Source organism: Paenibacillus sp. 01L418, from assembly GCF_056400045.1.
Map to the genome: position 1 here is coordinate 1 of NZ_JBFTSN010000139.1, position 14,341 is coordinate 14,341.

The window sequence follows — 14,341 nt, forward strand, 5'->3', positions numbered from 1 at the left end:
GGTTAAAGGTATTGTCGTTGCCTTTATGGCAACACAACAAGTGCTGGAGAGATCGGTCGAATTAGGGGCTAATCTCATCATTACGCATGAGGGTACTTTTTTCAGTCACCATGATGCAAAGGAATCTACTTATGTGAATGATCCTATTTATAAGGCTAAAAGCCGATTTATTGAAGAATCAGGATTGGCGATTTATCGCTTTCACGATTATTGGCATCGTTACGAGCCAGACGGCATTATGGAGGGGCTTATTCACGCCTTGGATTGGAATGATTATGTGACGGAGCATTTGCCTGCCGCATCAATCGTTGCCGTTCAACCGATGAAGCTCGAGCAAGTGATCGAGCATATCAAAAAAAAGCTGGGAATCCGTTATGTACGTACAGTAGGGGATTTATCCACAAGTTGCAGCCGGATTGGATTATTGGCCGGCTACAGAGGTGGAGGGGACAACGCGATTCCTTTATTTGCAAACTATAAGCTGGACTTGATCATATACGGCGAAGGCCCGGAGTGGGAGACGCCAGAGTATGTAAGGGATGCCGTCCACCTGGGCAGGCACCAAGCACTAGTTGTTCTAGGACATTCCGAAAGCGAGCAGCCAGGTATGAAACTGCTGGCTGATCGGCTTCGCCATAAATATTCCACTATTCCTGTTCATTTCTTGCCTGTAGATCCCGTTTTCAAAGTGGTCTAACCCCCAATAAGAGGAGGAATTTGATGCATTTACATCGTGCAATTCTGGTAGATGATGAACCATTTACCCGCAAAGGCTTAATGAAGCTGATCGATTGGGAAACCTGCGGCTTTCAAATCGTAGGGGAGGCTGACAATGGCGAGGATGCGCTTGAGCTGATCAAGCGTGTGCAGCCTGAGCTTGTCATAACGGATATTCGTATGCCGGTTATAGATGGGCTTGAGTTGATTCGTTTAGTCACGATGGAAAATATAGCTGCGCCCTACTTTATTATTATAAGCGGCTACAATGATTTTAATTATGCGCAGCAAGCGATGCGTTATGGCGTACATGACTTTGTTGTTAAACCAATTGATGAGATTGAATTCGCCAATACCTTAACCAAATTAAATGACAAACTTAAGCTCAAACAAATGGAGCAAGTTAGAAACAATCGGCTCATGGGCGGCGAAATGATTCAATCACTTATTCTCGGAGAAGCAAGCGAAACAACCATAATAGAATGGGAACAGCGCCTCAATTTGAAGGAAGAAGATCGTATATTTTATTTGTTTGCTGAACTGAATGATAACTATAATTGGTTTCCTTATGAAGAGAAGGTTTCCTACGCGCGATTCAAAGAACTTGTAGAGCAAGTGCTTGTTCGTATTACTTCAGCAGAACAGCCAATTTGCTTCAATGAGCATCGCAATCGTATCGGCATTCTACTGCCGGGCTACTTGCTGGCTCATTGGGGTGGGGATATTGAACGATTTTTAATCGCCTTTAGAGATGCGCTTGATGCGCATTTGGGAAAAGGCGTGTTTCTTTATTCTGGTTCTGTTGTACAGGGGCTGTTAGATATTCGTGAATCGTACAAGACCGCCAAGGAAGCCATTTTATATAAATATGTATATGAGGATAGTCGTATCGTTATCTATGATCAAATCCAATCGGAGAAGCTGAACTATATCGGGTTAGATCCAGCTGATTTTAATCAATTTATGGAGCAAATGGAGGAGCTGCAGCTTGATGCTGCGATAGTATTCGTCGATAAATGGTTTCATGATTTCCGGGAGAAACGGTATGCCCCAGAGGCTGTGAAGATGAACATTCAGCTGTGCTTGATGGGAATATTGAAAACCATTCGGAATATGGAGGGTGACGAACAATCCTTGCAGACGCTCGGGCCGCTGCTGAGCTGGCATGATTCTCATTTATCGCTTGGTGAACTAAAAAAACTATTTATTGCATTTATCGAAGAAAGTCAACAAAGTATTGCAGTGCTTAGGAAGGAACAGTTGAAGAGCGATATTCAAAAAATTAAAAGTTATATTGAAGTCAATTATTCGCAAAACATCAGTTTAAAGAGTATTGCAGCACTATTTTATGTCAATCCCGTCTACTTAGGCCAATTGTTTAAGAAGACATATCGTGTATATTTTAATGAATTTTTACTTCAGCTTCGAGTGAACGAGGCCAAAAAGCTGCTGAGACAATCGCGTACCATGCGCATATATGAGATTGCAGAGAAAGTCGGCTTCAGCAATGCAGATTATTTTGTCACGCAATTTGAGAAAATTGAGCATATGACACCTACTGAATATCGAAATAAGCTCTTGTAGGCCTTCGTGCTTAAAGCATCCGTTATTTGAAGAAAAGGAGAATATCCGTGAAGCTGAGCCTAAGTCTCAATAATGTTCGTCTACGAAATAAGCTGCTCATTCTTTATATTTTTTCGGTGTTTCTTCCCATCGTATTAACCAACGTTATTTTTTATAATGTGACGACGGAAAATGTGAGAAACCAGCGGATGAAGGATATTTCACGAGCAGTAGAACAAATTAACAACGAATTCCGGTCCGAAGTCGAGGACGCGGTTACGATTTCTTCTGTATTTTATACGGATTATAATTTAAATGAAATTTTAGAGAGGGATTATCAAGAGCCGGCAGCTTATGTTGAAGCTTATGATACTTATTTCCGAAGAATTTTGAATAGCTACACGCCTGTTTATGCCTCTATTCAGAACATCAAAATTTTTGTGGAAAATCCGACAATGCTGCATTCAGGCGGCGTTGGTTATTTATCGGACGAAATTAAACAGTCTGACTGGTACAAATTGCTCAAAGAAAGAGACAATTCTTACCCTATTTTCATTCGAACGCAGCAAGAGGATATCTATCTGAAAAACGATAATTCTACCAGTAGGAATACATTTAGTATTATCAGTAAGATGGATTATTTTGAATCGAAAAATAAATGGCAAAAGTTTTTGAAAATTGATTTGAAAACGAGCACGATTGATCAAATATTTCGAAACCAAAACCTGCAAGGCAACATTTATTTGATTGATGATAAAGGTAAGGTTGAATATACGACTGACCCCGAGGTAGACTGGAGCAAAAAATCGCTTGCGTTTGATGAATTAGTTTTCCCTAAGGATTCAATTGAGTTTCCTTCCACTAATTCCTATGTAAGTTATTTGGAAAATTGGCGTATTGTCGGTACGATCTCGGAGGAAGAGGTGCTTAAGGATGTTAGACAGTCCAGAGAATTTGTTTTTGTGCTGGCCTGTTTAAATATTTTCATCCCAACGCTGATTATATTATGGATTTCACGTTCACTGCACGAGCGGTTGGTTCGCATTTTGCAGCATATGAAAAAAGTGAAAAACCAGAACTTCGATACGATTAAGCAGGGTGAATCCTTGGATGAAATCGGACAATTAACGAGTGAATTCAATCGAATGACGATACAAGTGAAAAGCTTGATTGATGATGTTTATATTGCGGATATTCAGACAAAAACATTGGAGCTTGAGCGGAGGAAAGCGCARTTGAATGCGTTGCAAAGCCAGATCAATCCTCATTTTCTGTTTAACGCGCTGGAAACGATTCGAATGCGAAGCCTCATCAAGGATGAGATGGAGACGGCTAAGATCATACACAATATGGCGAAAATATTTAGAACCTCGCTCACTTGGGGCAAGGACCGCGTTATGGTTAGTGAAGAAATTGAATTTATTTTGTGTTTCCTCGAAATTCAGAAATACCGCTTTGAAGATCGTATGAATTATCACATTCACGTAGATCCTTCTGCTAAAGAGTGTAAGGTGCCGAAAATGATGTTTTTGCCGTTTGTAGAAAATGCAAGCATCCATGGCATTGAGCCGTTAAGGCAAGGGGGGAGCATTCAAGTACAAGTTGAGCGTGATGCTGACACGTTAATCTTCTCGATTAGAGATAATGGAATCGGCATGAATGATCAAAAAGTCAAACAGTTTTATGGCTATTTGGAAAGCGACGAAGAGCTAGGCGAGAGAATAGGCGTTCAAAACGTTATTTATCGCTTAAAGCTGATTTATGGCGACCGTTTTCAACTATTAATTAAAAGTGAACCTGGGGAAGGCACCTTTATAAGGGTTGCTGTTCCAGTTGAGATATAGGGCTGCTCGTTAAATCGATTATCCTATATGTTTTTTTAAGTTTGAACTATAGTTTATTGGGTAAACAAAGTATTTTAGATTACTTATAATGAAAGTGCTTACAAAAAAAGTTGCACTCGAAAGGGGCTGGGGAAAGTGAAAAAGAAAATATTATTGACTTGTATGACTGCCTTTATGATCTTTACTGCTGCATGCTCGAACAGCGGCAATGGCGGAGAAGCAAAGCCAACAAACAGCACAAACACTCCTGCAAATACTGCAAGTGAAGGGAAAGAAACAGATAAGCCGGTTGAAAAAGTTACTTTTTCTTATTTCAATGGTGTTGCAGCAGCTAAGGACATTAACAGCAACGAGACGACGATTGGTAAAATTTTGGAGGATCAAACGGGTGTTAACTTTAAAATCGAGCATTTGGTTGGCGATTTGAACACAAAGGTTGGCACGATGATCGCATCAAACGCGTATCCGGATGTTATGATTCCGGATGCTGCAATCGACAAGATTTTAGATGCAGGTGCGTTTATTGCATTGGACGATCTTATTGAGCAATACGGCCCTAATATTAAACGGGTATATGGCAAGTATTTTAATCAAATGAGAGCCGCGGACGGCAAAATTTACTTCCTGCCATTCTCTAATACAGTTGGCGAGTATATTCCGGATCCGAATATTAACCAAGGTGCTTTCTGGGTACAACGCAGAGTATTAAAAGAAGCGGGTTATCCGAAAGTAACAACGCTTGATGGCTACATGGATCTCATTAAAAATTTCGTAGACAAGCACAAGGATGAGGATTTGACTGGTTATGTTTCACTGACACATGACTGGAGATTTTTCGCAACATCCAACCCGCCAAACCATTTGGCAGGTTATCCGAATGATGGAAATGTCATTGTAGATATGAACACCTTCGATGCAAAAACATACGCTGCGGATGAAAATACAAAGCGCTGGCTTCAAAAGCTAAATGAGATCAATTCTGAAGGCTTGTTCGATAAAGCTTCCTTCGTAGATAACTTTGATCAATATTTAGCTAAACTGACTTCACACAAAGTGGTTGGCTTCTTCGATTACGGCTGGCAGTTTGCTAATGCGCAAAATGCGCTCAAGGACGCCGCTAAACAAGATCCAACACAGGATGATTTCGTATACTTCCCGCTGCCAGTTACTTTTGACGGCCAAAAGGATCAATACCTGGATCCTCCAGGCTTTGTTAAAAACCGCGGTATGGGTATTACCGTGAGTGCGAAGGACCCAGCGCGCATTGTTCAATACTTGGATAATCTTCTAACAGACGAGAACCAAATTCTTCAGAAATGGGGAATTAAAGGGGAAACGTACGAAGTAAATGAAAATGGAAGAATGTACCGTACAGCGGAACAAATCGCCAAAATCGATGAAGCTTTCAACGAAAAATTTGGATTTAAATATTATTCTTGGAACTGGCCGCTTTACAACAATGGCTCGTCTCTGCCGGATGGCAACTCCGTATCACCAGGAATGCAAGCAGAAGTATTCCAAATGAGCCTAACTAATGAAGACAAGACTATTCTAGAAAAATATGGCGTGAAAACGTATTCCGAACTGTTTGCAGCACCGGACGATCGTCCATGGTACCCTGCTTGGGGCATTCCGAAGGAGCAAGGCTCCACGCAGCAAATTTGGGAAACGAAAAAAGATGAGCTTACGAAAAAATACTTCCCTAAGCTTGTCCTTGCGAAACCAGCTGACTTTGAGAAGGTATGGACAGAATATACAGATGCATTCGGCAAGCTGGATACAGCTGCCTACGAGAAATGGACAACAGATGAAGTGAAGAAATTGATTGAAGCATCCAAGCAATAAAATAGAAGGATCGGTGAAAGGCCGGCTTGCGGATGCAAAATGCCGGCCTTTCTTCAAATATAAGAATTTATAAGTTTGTTAACTTATAAAAGACTTATATTTCTCTGTCAAAGCTGCTTCGGCGTCCAGAGGTCGCCGAAGACGCTTTTGCTTGCTATCCAGCATCATTCAGTCCGGAAGGAGAGATTCAAGATGGAACATAAGCCCGATATGTCATCGTCAAACCTGGTGCTGCCTAAGAAGCCGTCGGGACTGAAGAATTTTGCGAAAAAGCTCATTGAGCAGCGCGTGCTTGTTCTTATGTCTGTACCGTTTCTAGCGTGGTTGTTTATTTTTAAATATATGCCTCTATGGGGGTGGACGATCGCCTTTCAAGCCTATAAGCCAGCGAAAAGCTTTAGTGAGCAGAAATGGGTTGGATTTGATCATTTTAAATTTTTATTCGAGGACGAAAGGTTTCTTCGCGTCTTAAGGAATACAGTAGCGATGAGCGGAATCAATCTGGTTCTCGGCTTCATTACGGCAATCACACTCGCTTTGTTGTTAAATGAGGTCAGGAAGGTTGCTTTTAAACGTATTGTTCAAACGGTCAGCTATTTGCCCCATTTTATTTCATGGGTAGTTGCGGCAAGCATTATTCAAACAACGTTATCTCCAGATGGCATTATTAATCAAATGCTGCTTTGGATCGGATGGGTGGAAAAAGGCGAGGAAATATTGTTTCTCGGTATACCTGAACAATTCTGGACCATTTTTGGAGCAAGCTCTGTATGGAAAGATGTAGGCTGGAATACAATCGTCTACCTAGCGGCAATGACGATGATTGACCCTGCGCAATATGAAGCAGCAGAGATGGATGGAGCAGGCCGAATTAAACGGATGTGGTATGTAACGCTTCCGGGTATCAAACCGGTTATTATCGTATTGCTCATTATGAATATCGGGTATTTGCTGGAATCGGGCTTCGAGCCGCAGTATTTGCTGGGGAACGGCATGAACGTCGATTTTTCCGAAAACCTTGACATATTTGTTCTTAAATACGGGATTGCGCAAGGCAACTACTCGCTATCGATTGCAGCGGGCATGTTTAAAACCATAATCAGCTTTATTTTATTGTTCGCAGCGAACAATCTTGCAAAACGTATGGGCGAGTCCAGACTGTTTTAGAGGGAGGGGTACAACATGAGTCATTCGGCATCGGAAGCTGTGTCAAACAAACCAAGCCGCATCCGCTCATCACGCGGCGATCTCATATTTGATATTTGCAATTATATATTTCTTACCTTACTGATGGTTGTTACATTATATCCTTTCTTGAATACGGCCGCCGTATCACTTAACAATGCGACAGATTCGATTAAGGGCGGCATTTATTTGCTGCCAAGGATATGGACGCTGGACAATTATGCCTATGTGCTAAAAGAAGCAACGATATTCCACGCAACGCTGATTTCAATCCTTCGAACAGTGATTGGAACGATTGCTACCGTTTTTTGCTCAGCGATGGTCGCTTACACGATTACTAGGCAAGAATACGTTCTTAGGAAATTCGTAACGATTGCGTTCATCTTGACAATGTATTTTAATGGCGGACTTATTCCCAACTTTTTGTTAATCCGTGATTTAGGCTTGATCAACAATTTTTGGGTCTATATTTTCCCAGGCTTAATCGGCGTATTTAACTTAATCATTATTCGTTCCTTTATTGAAGGGCTGCCAGAGAGTATTTTGGAATCAGCAAGAATAGATGGTGCAGGCGACTTCAAAATGTTCTACAGCATCGTTCTGCCGCTTTGCGTACCTGTACTTGCAACGGTTGCTTTATTCTCAGCCGTGTATCAGTGGAATCAATGGTTTGATGTGTTCTTGTACAATTCCTCGAATATCGATCTCAGTACGCTGCAGTATGAGCTGCAAAAAATTCTTCAGAACTCCAATGCATCCTTGACGGCGAAGACGGCTGCCGATGCATTCTCGGGCGCGGCCAATTCTGGAGGGAATTCGGTGACACCRCTTGCGGTTCGGGCAACGATGACGATTGTGGCTTCCTTGCCGATCATTATGGTATATCCGTTTCTACAGAAATACTTTGTAAAAGGTATGACCGTAGGCGGCGTGAAAGGTTAATAGACAGGGGGAAATAAGATGAGCAGTAATGCAGCGAGTTCTATTCCTAAGTTATACGAAGCATTTAAAGATTCATTTGATATAGGCGCAGCGGTTAATCCGCGTACCATTGTTCAGGCTCGCGATCTCATTGCGACCCATTTTAACAGCTTGACTGCTGAGAATGAAATGAAATTTGTTAGCTTGCACCCTTCCGAAGATACCTATACGTTTGAAGAAGCAGACAAAATCGTCGCATTTGCAAGAGAGCATGGGAAAAAAATGAGAGGGCATACACTGGTTTGGCATAATCAGACATCCGATTGGCTGTTTGAAGAAGCGGATGGCAGCCCAGTTAGCGGCGAGAAGCTTTTGGATCGATTGAAATCGCATATTCATACCGTTGTTGGCCGTTATAAAAACGATATTTATGYATGGGACGTCGTAAATGAAGTCATTTCTGACGAAGGCGCAGCTATGCTGCGTCCAACCAAATGGCTGGATATCGCCGGTGTGGACTATATAGCCAAAGCGTTTGAATTCACACATGAAGCAGATCCTAAAGCTCAGCTTTTCTACAATGATTATAATGAGTCGAACCCTCTGAAACGCGATAAAATCTATCAATTGGTTAAATCGCTGCTAGAGCAGGATGTCCCGATTCATGGCGTTGGCCTTCAAGCGCATTGGAGCTTGTATCATCCTCATTTAGATGAAATACGGGCTGCGATCGAGAAGTACGCTTCACTTGGCCTACGACTGCAATTAACAGAGCTTGATATATCGATGTTCCGCCATGATGATGTACGAACCGACTTAGCAAAGCCTACTGAAGAAATGCTGGAGCTGCAGGAGAAACGATATGAGGCTGTCTTTCATTTGCTGACGGAATATCGCAATCATATTGATGCGGTTACGTTCTGGGGAGCGGCGGATGATTATACGTGGCTCAGTGATTTTCCTGTACGTGGACGGAAAAATTGGCCAATGCTATTTGATGAGAACCATGAGCCAAAAGGTTCGTTCTGGCGCGTCATGAAGCAGCACTCATCTCTCTGAGCCAGCTTACAAGGAGGCACGTTAATAAATGGACAGTCACACGTATAAGGCTTGGCTGAATCCTCAGCGGATAGAGGATTTGCATTTGAAAAAGGAGTATTCGGCTCTTTTTGGTCAGATCGTCTTTAGTGGCGTGGCGACTGGCGTATTGGAAACGGCAATCAAAGAGCTGCAGCATGGTATTCATGCCTTAATCGGCATAATCCCGGCAGTAAAGGAGCGGGCTGAGCCTGCGACGGCTGGCTTTCTTCATATTATGGTGGACTCCGTATTGATGGATTCGGATAGATGGGAGCCATCCAAAGCGGGATATATGATTCGGTACAGCTCTCAGCAAGGCCATGGCAATTTATCTCTTGTCGGCGGATCAGATACAGCCGTATTATATGGCGTGTTTCATTTGCTGCGTCTATTAGGCGCCGGTAAGCCAGTGAAAGAACTGAATGCCGAGCAATCTCCAGCCATGTCGCTTCGAATGATTAATCAGTGGGATAATGCTGACGGTTCGGTAGAGCGAGGGTATGCGGGACAGTCTATATTTTATCAAAACGGAGAAATAACGAGTGATTTTAATCGAATAAACGATTATGCGAGAATGCTCGCATCCGTTGGCCTCAATGCGATTTCTATCAATAATGTGAATGTTCATGAGATTGAAACGATGTTCATCACAGAGGAAAAGCTTCCTGCTGTTGCGGTTATTGCAGACATTTTCCGCAGGTACGGAATTACGCTGTTTCTGAGCGTTAACTTTGCTGCTCCTCTACAAATCGGAGGTCTGGCCACTGCAGATCCGCTGGATGCTAGTGTGCAGCAGTGGTGGAAGGAAACGGCTGAACGGATCTACGCGTTTATACCTGACTTCGGTGGTTTCGTCGTGAAGGCAGATTCTGAGCATCGGCCCGGGCCATTTGCTTATGGACGTGACCATGCAGATGGAGCGAATATGCTCGCTGAAGCGCTGGAAGCTCACGATGGCATCGTCATTTGGCGCTGCTTCGTTTATGACTGCATGCAGGATTGGCGTGATCGGAAGATCGATCGAGCACGTGCTGCATTTGACCATTTTAAACCGCTCGATGGTCGTTTTCGGAGTAATGTCATTCTACAAATTAAGAATGGACCGATGGACTTTCAGGTTCGCGAGCCCGTATCCCCATTGTTTGGCGCGATGAAGAAAACGAACCAGATGATGGAGTTCCAGATCACTCAAGAATATACCGGCCAACAGAAGCATCTTTGCTATCTCGTCCCGCAGTGGAAGCAGGTAATGGATTTCGATACCTATGCGGAAGGTGCATCGACTGAAGTTAAGCGAGTGGTGGATGGCACATTGTACGGTATGAAATATAGCGGAATTGCAGCGGTGAGCAATATTGGGAATGAAGAGAGCTGGACAGGGCATATTCTCGCACAAGCCAATCTTTACGGATATGGCCGGCTGGTGTGGAACCCGGCTTTAACAGCCGAGGAGATTTCGCACGAGTGGATAGCCGCAACGTTTGGCAATGATGCTGAGATAGCTTTAGCAATCGGTGACATGCTGATGAAGTCGTGGCTGTTATATGAAAGCTATACGGCACCGCTTGGCGTAGGCTGGATGATCACGCCTAACCATCATTTTGGTCCGGATGTCGATGGCTACGAGTATTCAAGATGGGGAACCTACCATTTTGCAGATCGTGACGGTATCGGCGTTGACCGGACGCAGGCGAGTGGAACAGGATATACCGCACAGTATAATGAACCAAACCGTTCGCAGTATGATAGTTTGGACACTTGTCCAGACGAGCTGCTGTTATTTTTCCATCATGTGCCTTATACCCATGTACTCCATTCTGGCAAGACGGTCATTCAGCATATCTACGATACCCATTTTGCGGGTGCGGAGGAAGCAGATCAGATGCTGCGGGATTGGGCAGGTTTGGCGGGCAAAATCGATGAAGCAAGGTTTGCGCATGTCGCTGAGCGCTTGACCTTTCAAGCTGCTCATGCCAAGCATTGGCGCGACGTGATCAATACGTATTTCTACCGCAAATCGGGCATTGCCGATGCGGCTGGTCGGAAAATATTTTAATGGGTTTGCATGCGAGGTGGAGATTTGTCCACCTCGTTTTTTGTTTACAAGCACAATATTCAGTCCGCTGCCGCGTTGGTAGAGGGCTGTTTTTGTCTATAGATAAAACCTTTACAAATGAGGAAAGCTTTGCAATCATAAAGTAATGGGATTTTATTGGAAATTGCGATGAGGAGTGAAGCTATGAAAGTCATGAGAGGATTTGATTGGTTAGCTATTGCAATGAACTTAAGCGTAATATCTGCATTTGTTGTATTGTTAAGCGCTTGCAGCAATACAGTTAAAGTCGAGCATATCGAGGCATTTAGCATAGAAATTTCAGAGGAAAATAAAGATGGCTTTTATGAACAAACAGGCTTTAAGAAGGTGAACTCTATTACTGCTTTTGCAGAAAATAAAAATTATTTAAGCTCTGACATCAAAATGGTCGTGGATTATTATGATCTGGATGGAAAATATGTTAAATCAGAAATCGTACATACGAAATTCAGCAAGTCTCATATCACGATGGTTGAAGATGGAGATAATCGAAAAAAAGAGCTTGAGGAGCCATCAACCATTATCATACCTGATGACAATTTACAAAATTTTCGATCCAGTGCTCTATCAGACGATGAGAAAAAGCAGATTAAACAACATGTATTAAATCTAATAGATAGATTATAAGTACAGGATAAACGAATATGGAGGAATTGCGAATGATCTCATTAAAAAATAAAATAGCAATCGTTACAGGAGCGAGCAGATCCACGGGAATTGGAACAGCGATTTGCCGTTCGCTTGCACGCTTAGGAGCAGACATTTTCTTTACGCATTGGCATGCCTTTGATGAAACGGAAGGCAATGGGGGAGAGAAGGATTGGCCTGAGCAGCTGCGTAAGGAACTAGAAGACTTAGGCGTGAGGGCAAGTCATATGGAAGCGGATTTTGCCGATGTGGAAACTCCTGCCCTTATAATGGAACAGGTAGAAAGGTCGTTAGGCCACGCGACTATTTTAATTAACAACGCCACCTATTGCGTACCTTCCAATTATAAAAGCTTGGATATAAATATATTGGACCAACATTATGCTGTGAATAACCGCGGGCCGATATTGTTAAGCACAGAGTTTGCGAGCAGATTTGAGAAAAACCAAATAAAAGGGACATCGGGCAGAATTATTTTTATGGTTTCAAAAGGGCCTGATCCGAATAATTTGGCTTACATAGCAACAAAAGGCGCATTGATTGGGCTTATCGAGCCGCTATCTGTAGGGTTGGCTCCGCTTCAAATTACAGTAAATGGATTTGATCCAGGTCCCACCGATTCTGGCTGGATGGATGAGCAGATGAAGGCTGGCTTTTTGCCAATGTTCCCTATGGGACGCATCGGTTTGCCGGAGGATGCAGCTAAAGCAATCAGCTTCTTGGCGAGTGACGAATCACAGTGGATAACCGGGCAAGTTATAAAATCTGAAGGCGGTTTTTTAGGTAAATAGCTGATTTTGTCCTTTATCATCCTACGTACACGTGATAAAAGAAATCTATATAGTTTATAAAATCATTGAAATATAATTTATCGATAGCCATGATACAATGCCGTTAAGTGGGAAAATGGAGGGATGGCATTGTTGAACAAACCTATTTTGACTGAGCAATTTATGGTGTTCGCGACGAGGGAATGCAAAGGCTCAAGCCGTTTGTATGAACAGCTATCATTAGCCATTGCAGATGATGATGAAATGCTTCAGATGGCTTCTTATTGCAGAGAAGGCCAGCCAGTTCCCAATCTTTTTTTTGCTGCGGTTCAGTACTTGCTGGACAAAGAGAGCAGCCACGAACTGCAAAAGTTTTACGGCAGCATAGTTAACGATCCGAGAGATGCGGCGGAGGCATTCCCTTTTTTTAAACACTTTTGCCTTCAGCATAAAAACGAAATTGTTCAACTGCTCCAAAGCAAGCTTGTACAAACGAATGAGGTTAGACGCTGTGCTTACTTGTATCCTGCTTTTTGTTATATGTATCAAAAAACGAACAAACCATTAGCAATCATTGAAATCGGCACAAGTGCGGGGCTGCAGCTTTTTTGGGATAAGTATAGTTATCAATACAACAATAGTGAAACCTATGGAAATATAGATGCTGAACTGGTACTGCACTCGGAAGTTCGTGGAGACATTGCCTTGCATCTCCTAAAACAAAGTCCGCCAGTGATTGCAAGGATAGGAATAGATTTGCACGTTAATAATCTGGAAGAGGAAGACGATTATCTTTGGTTAAAGTCGTTGATTTGGCCTGAGCATAATGAGCGGATTGTGAATTTTGACAAAGCAGCTTCTTTATTAAAAGGGCAGCAGATGGAGTTGTTTCAGGGGAATGGCGTGAAACGACTTGCTGAAATGGTTGCTAAAATAACGGAGGATTGTGTTATTGGTGTGTTTCACACCCATGTAGCCAACCAAATGACTCATGACGACAAAGTTGAATTAACAGACAGCATTAGGAGAATAGGGCAACAAAGAGATATATTTCACCTCTACAATAATATGTGGGACCCAAATCTTCATCTTGATTATTATTTGGAGGGCAAGGTGCAATCGAAAACGTTAGCGGAAACAGATGGTCATGGCCGTTGGTTTCGGTGGATGCTTTGATCCTACCTCGTTCATTGTGGATTTAACGAAAGAGCATAATTTCAGCGCGCAGGGATAGAGGTCGAGAGATTTATGGAATGGGATGCGGGTGCTTACACCGTTGCATGGAAAGCACAAAAGATTGTACTGCTTCCGAAGGAATATGCGCTGCTGCATTTCATGCACAGCCATGCAGGGCAAACGCTGTCGCGCGAACAGCTGCTAGACAACGTCTGGCCAATGGAGGCGCCGGTAGATCGTACAGTAGATGATCACATTTACCGGCTGCGGCGCAAGCTTGCACAATGGTCGCCGACTATTCAGATCGATACGGTACGTGGACTCGGTTATCGACTGCTGCTGAAGCAGGAAGGTTTGAATGACAACCCACTAATCGAGCTGCCTTCGTTCACGAAGGAGCTAAGCGGAATCGTCAGCACTTATTTGCGCTATGGAAGAGGAGATGCGCTCCTCATGCTGACTCGAAATGAGCAAGTATTAGGCTTTAAGGTGGACCC

At 43.0% G+C, this 14,341-nt stretch carries 12 protein-coding genes; all 12 read left to right on the top strand.

Annotation, left to right across the window (positions count from 1 at the left end):
- Window positions 1-697: Nif3-like dinuclear metal center hexameric protein (locus AC1DSE_RS17445; RefSeq protein ID WP_477527957.1), on the top strand; the 697-nt coding region annotated here is incomplete at its 5' end.
- A 23-nt stretch (window positions 698-720) separates the two neighbouring features.
- On the top strand, window positions 721-2,301 hold the full coding sequence (locus tag AC1DSE_RS17450; RefSeq protein WP_441879115.1) for a response regulator: 1,581 nt from the start codon (window positions 721-723) through the stop codon (window positions 2,299-2,301).
- Window positions 2,302-2,348: 47 nt separating this feature from the next.
- On the top strand, window positions 2,349-4,124 hold the full coding sequence (locus AC1DSE_RS17455; RefSeq protein ID WP_441879113.1) for a sensor histidine kinase: 1,776 nt from the start codon (window positions 2,349-2,351) through the stop codon (window positions 4,122-4,124).
- 135 nt (window positions 4,125-4,259) lie between these two features.
- Complete coding sequence (locus tag AC1DSE_RS17460) at window positions 4,260-5,969, top strand: type 2 periplasmic-binding domain-containing protein (RefSeq protein WP_477509396.1); 1,710 nt, start codon at window positions 4,260-4,262, stop codon at window positions 5,967-5,969.
- Between the two features lie 192 nt (window positions 5,970-6,161).
- Window positions 6,162-7,136 (top strand): ABC transporter permease, encoded by a 975-nt coding sequence (locus AC1DSE_RS17465; RefSeq protein ID WP_477509395.1) that lies wholly within the window; start codon window positions 6,162-6,164, stop codon window positions 7,134-7,136.
- 15 nt (window positions 7,137-7,151) lie between these two features.
- Window positions 7,152-8,096 (top strand): carbohydrate ABC transporter permease, encoded by a 945-nt coding sequence (locus AC1DSE_RS17470; protein ID WP_339207630.1) that lies wholly within the window; start codon window positions 7,152-7,154, stop codon window positions 8,094-8,096.
- An 18-nt stretch (window positions 8,097-8,114) separates the two neighbouring features.
- Window positions 8,115-9,134 carry an endo-1,4-beta-xylanase gene (locus AC1DSE_RS17475; protein WP_477527958.1) on the top strand — a complete coding sequence of 340 codons (1,020 nt, stop codon included), beginning with the start codon at window positions 8,115-8,117 and terminating at the stop codon, window positions 9,132-9,134.
- A gap of 28 nt (window positions 9,135-9,162) precedes the next feature.
- Window positions 9,163-11,211 carry an alpha-glucuronidase family glycosyl hydrolase gene (locus AC1DSE_RS17480; RefSeq protein ID WP_477509393.1) on the top strand — a complete coding sequence of 683 codons (2,049 nt, stop codon included), beginning with the start codon at window positions 9,163-9,165 and terminating at the stop codon, window positions 11,209-11,211.
- 183 nt (window positions 11,212-11,394) lie between these two features.
- The gene (locus AC1DSE_RS17485) at window positions 11,395-11,877 is read left to right on the top strand and encodes a hypothetical protein (RefSeq protein WP_477509392.1); all 483 of its coding nucleotides are present in this window, start codon (window positions 11,395-11,397) and stop codon (window positions 11,875-11,877) included.
- 32 nt (window positions 11,878-11,909) lie between these two features.
- Entirely contained in the window at window positions 11,910-12,689 is a 780-nt protein-coding gene (locus tag AC1DSE_RS17490) for an SDR family oxidoreductase (RefSeq protein WP_477509391.1), read from the top strand.
- Window positions 12,690-12,818: 129 nt separating this feature from the next.
- Entirely contained in the window at window positions 12,819-13,844 is a 1,026-nt protein-coding gene (locus AC1DSE_RS17495) for a DUF2332 domain-containing protein (protein ID WP_441879101.1), read from the top strand.
- A 72-nt stretch (window positions 13,845-13,916) separates the two neighbouring features.
- On the top strand, window positions 13,917-14,341 hold a 425-nt coding region (locus tag AC1DSE_RS17500), incomplete at its 3' end, for a winged helix-turn-helix domain-containing protein (RefSeq protein WP_477527959.1).

Excerpts from the sequence above, each read along its gene's own strand:
- AC1DSE_RS17490 (WP_477509391.1), top strand. The coding sequence starts at position 11,910 with ATGATCTCATTAAAAAATAAAATAGCAATCGTTACAGGAGCGAGCAGA.
- AC1DSE_RS17465 (WP_477509395.1), top strand. The coding sequence starts at position 6,162 with ATGGAACATAAGCCCGATATGTCATCGTCAAACCTGGTGCTGCCTAAG.
- AC1DSE_RS17480 (WP_477509393.1), top strand. The coding sequence starts at position 9,163 with ATGGACAGTCACACGTATAAGGCTTGGCTGAATCCTCAGCGGATAGAG.
- AC1DSE_RS17485 (WP_477509392.1), top strand. The coding sequence starts at position 11,395 with ATGAAAGTCATGAGAGGATTTGATTGGTTAGCTATTGCAATGAACTTA.
- AC1DSE_RS17450 (WP_441879115.1), top strand. The coding sequence starts at position 721 with ATGCATTTACATCGTGCAATTCTGGTAGATGATGAACCATTTACCCGC.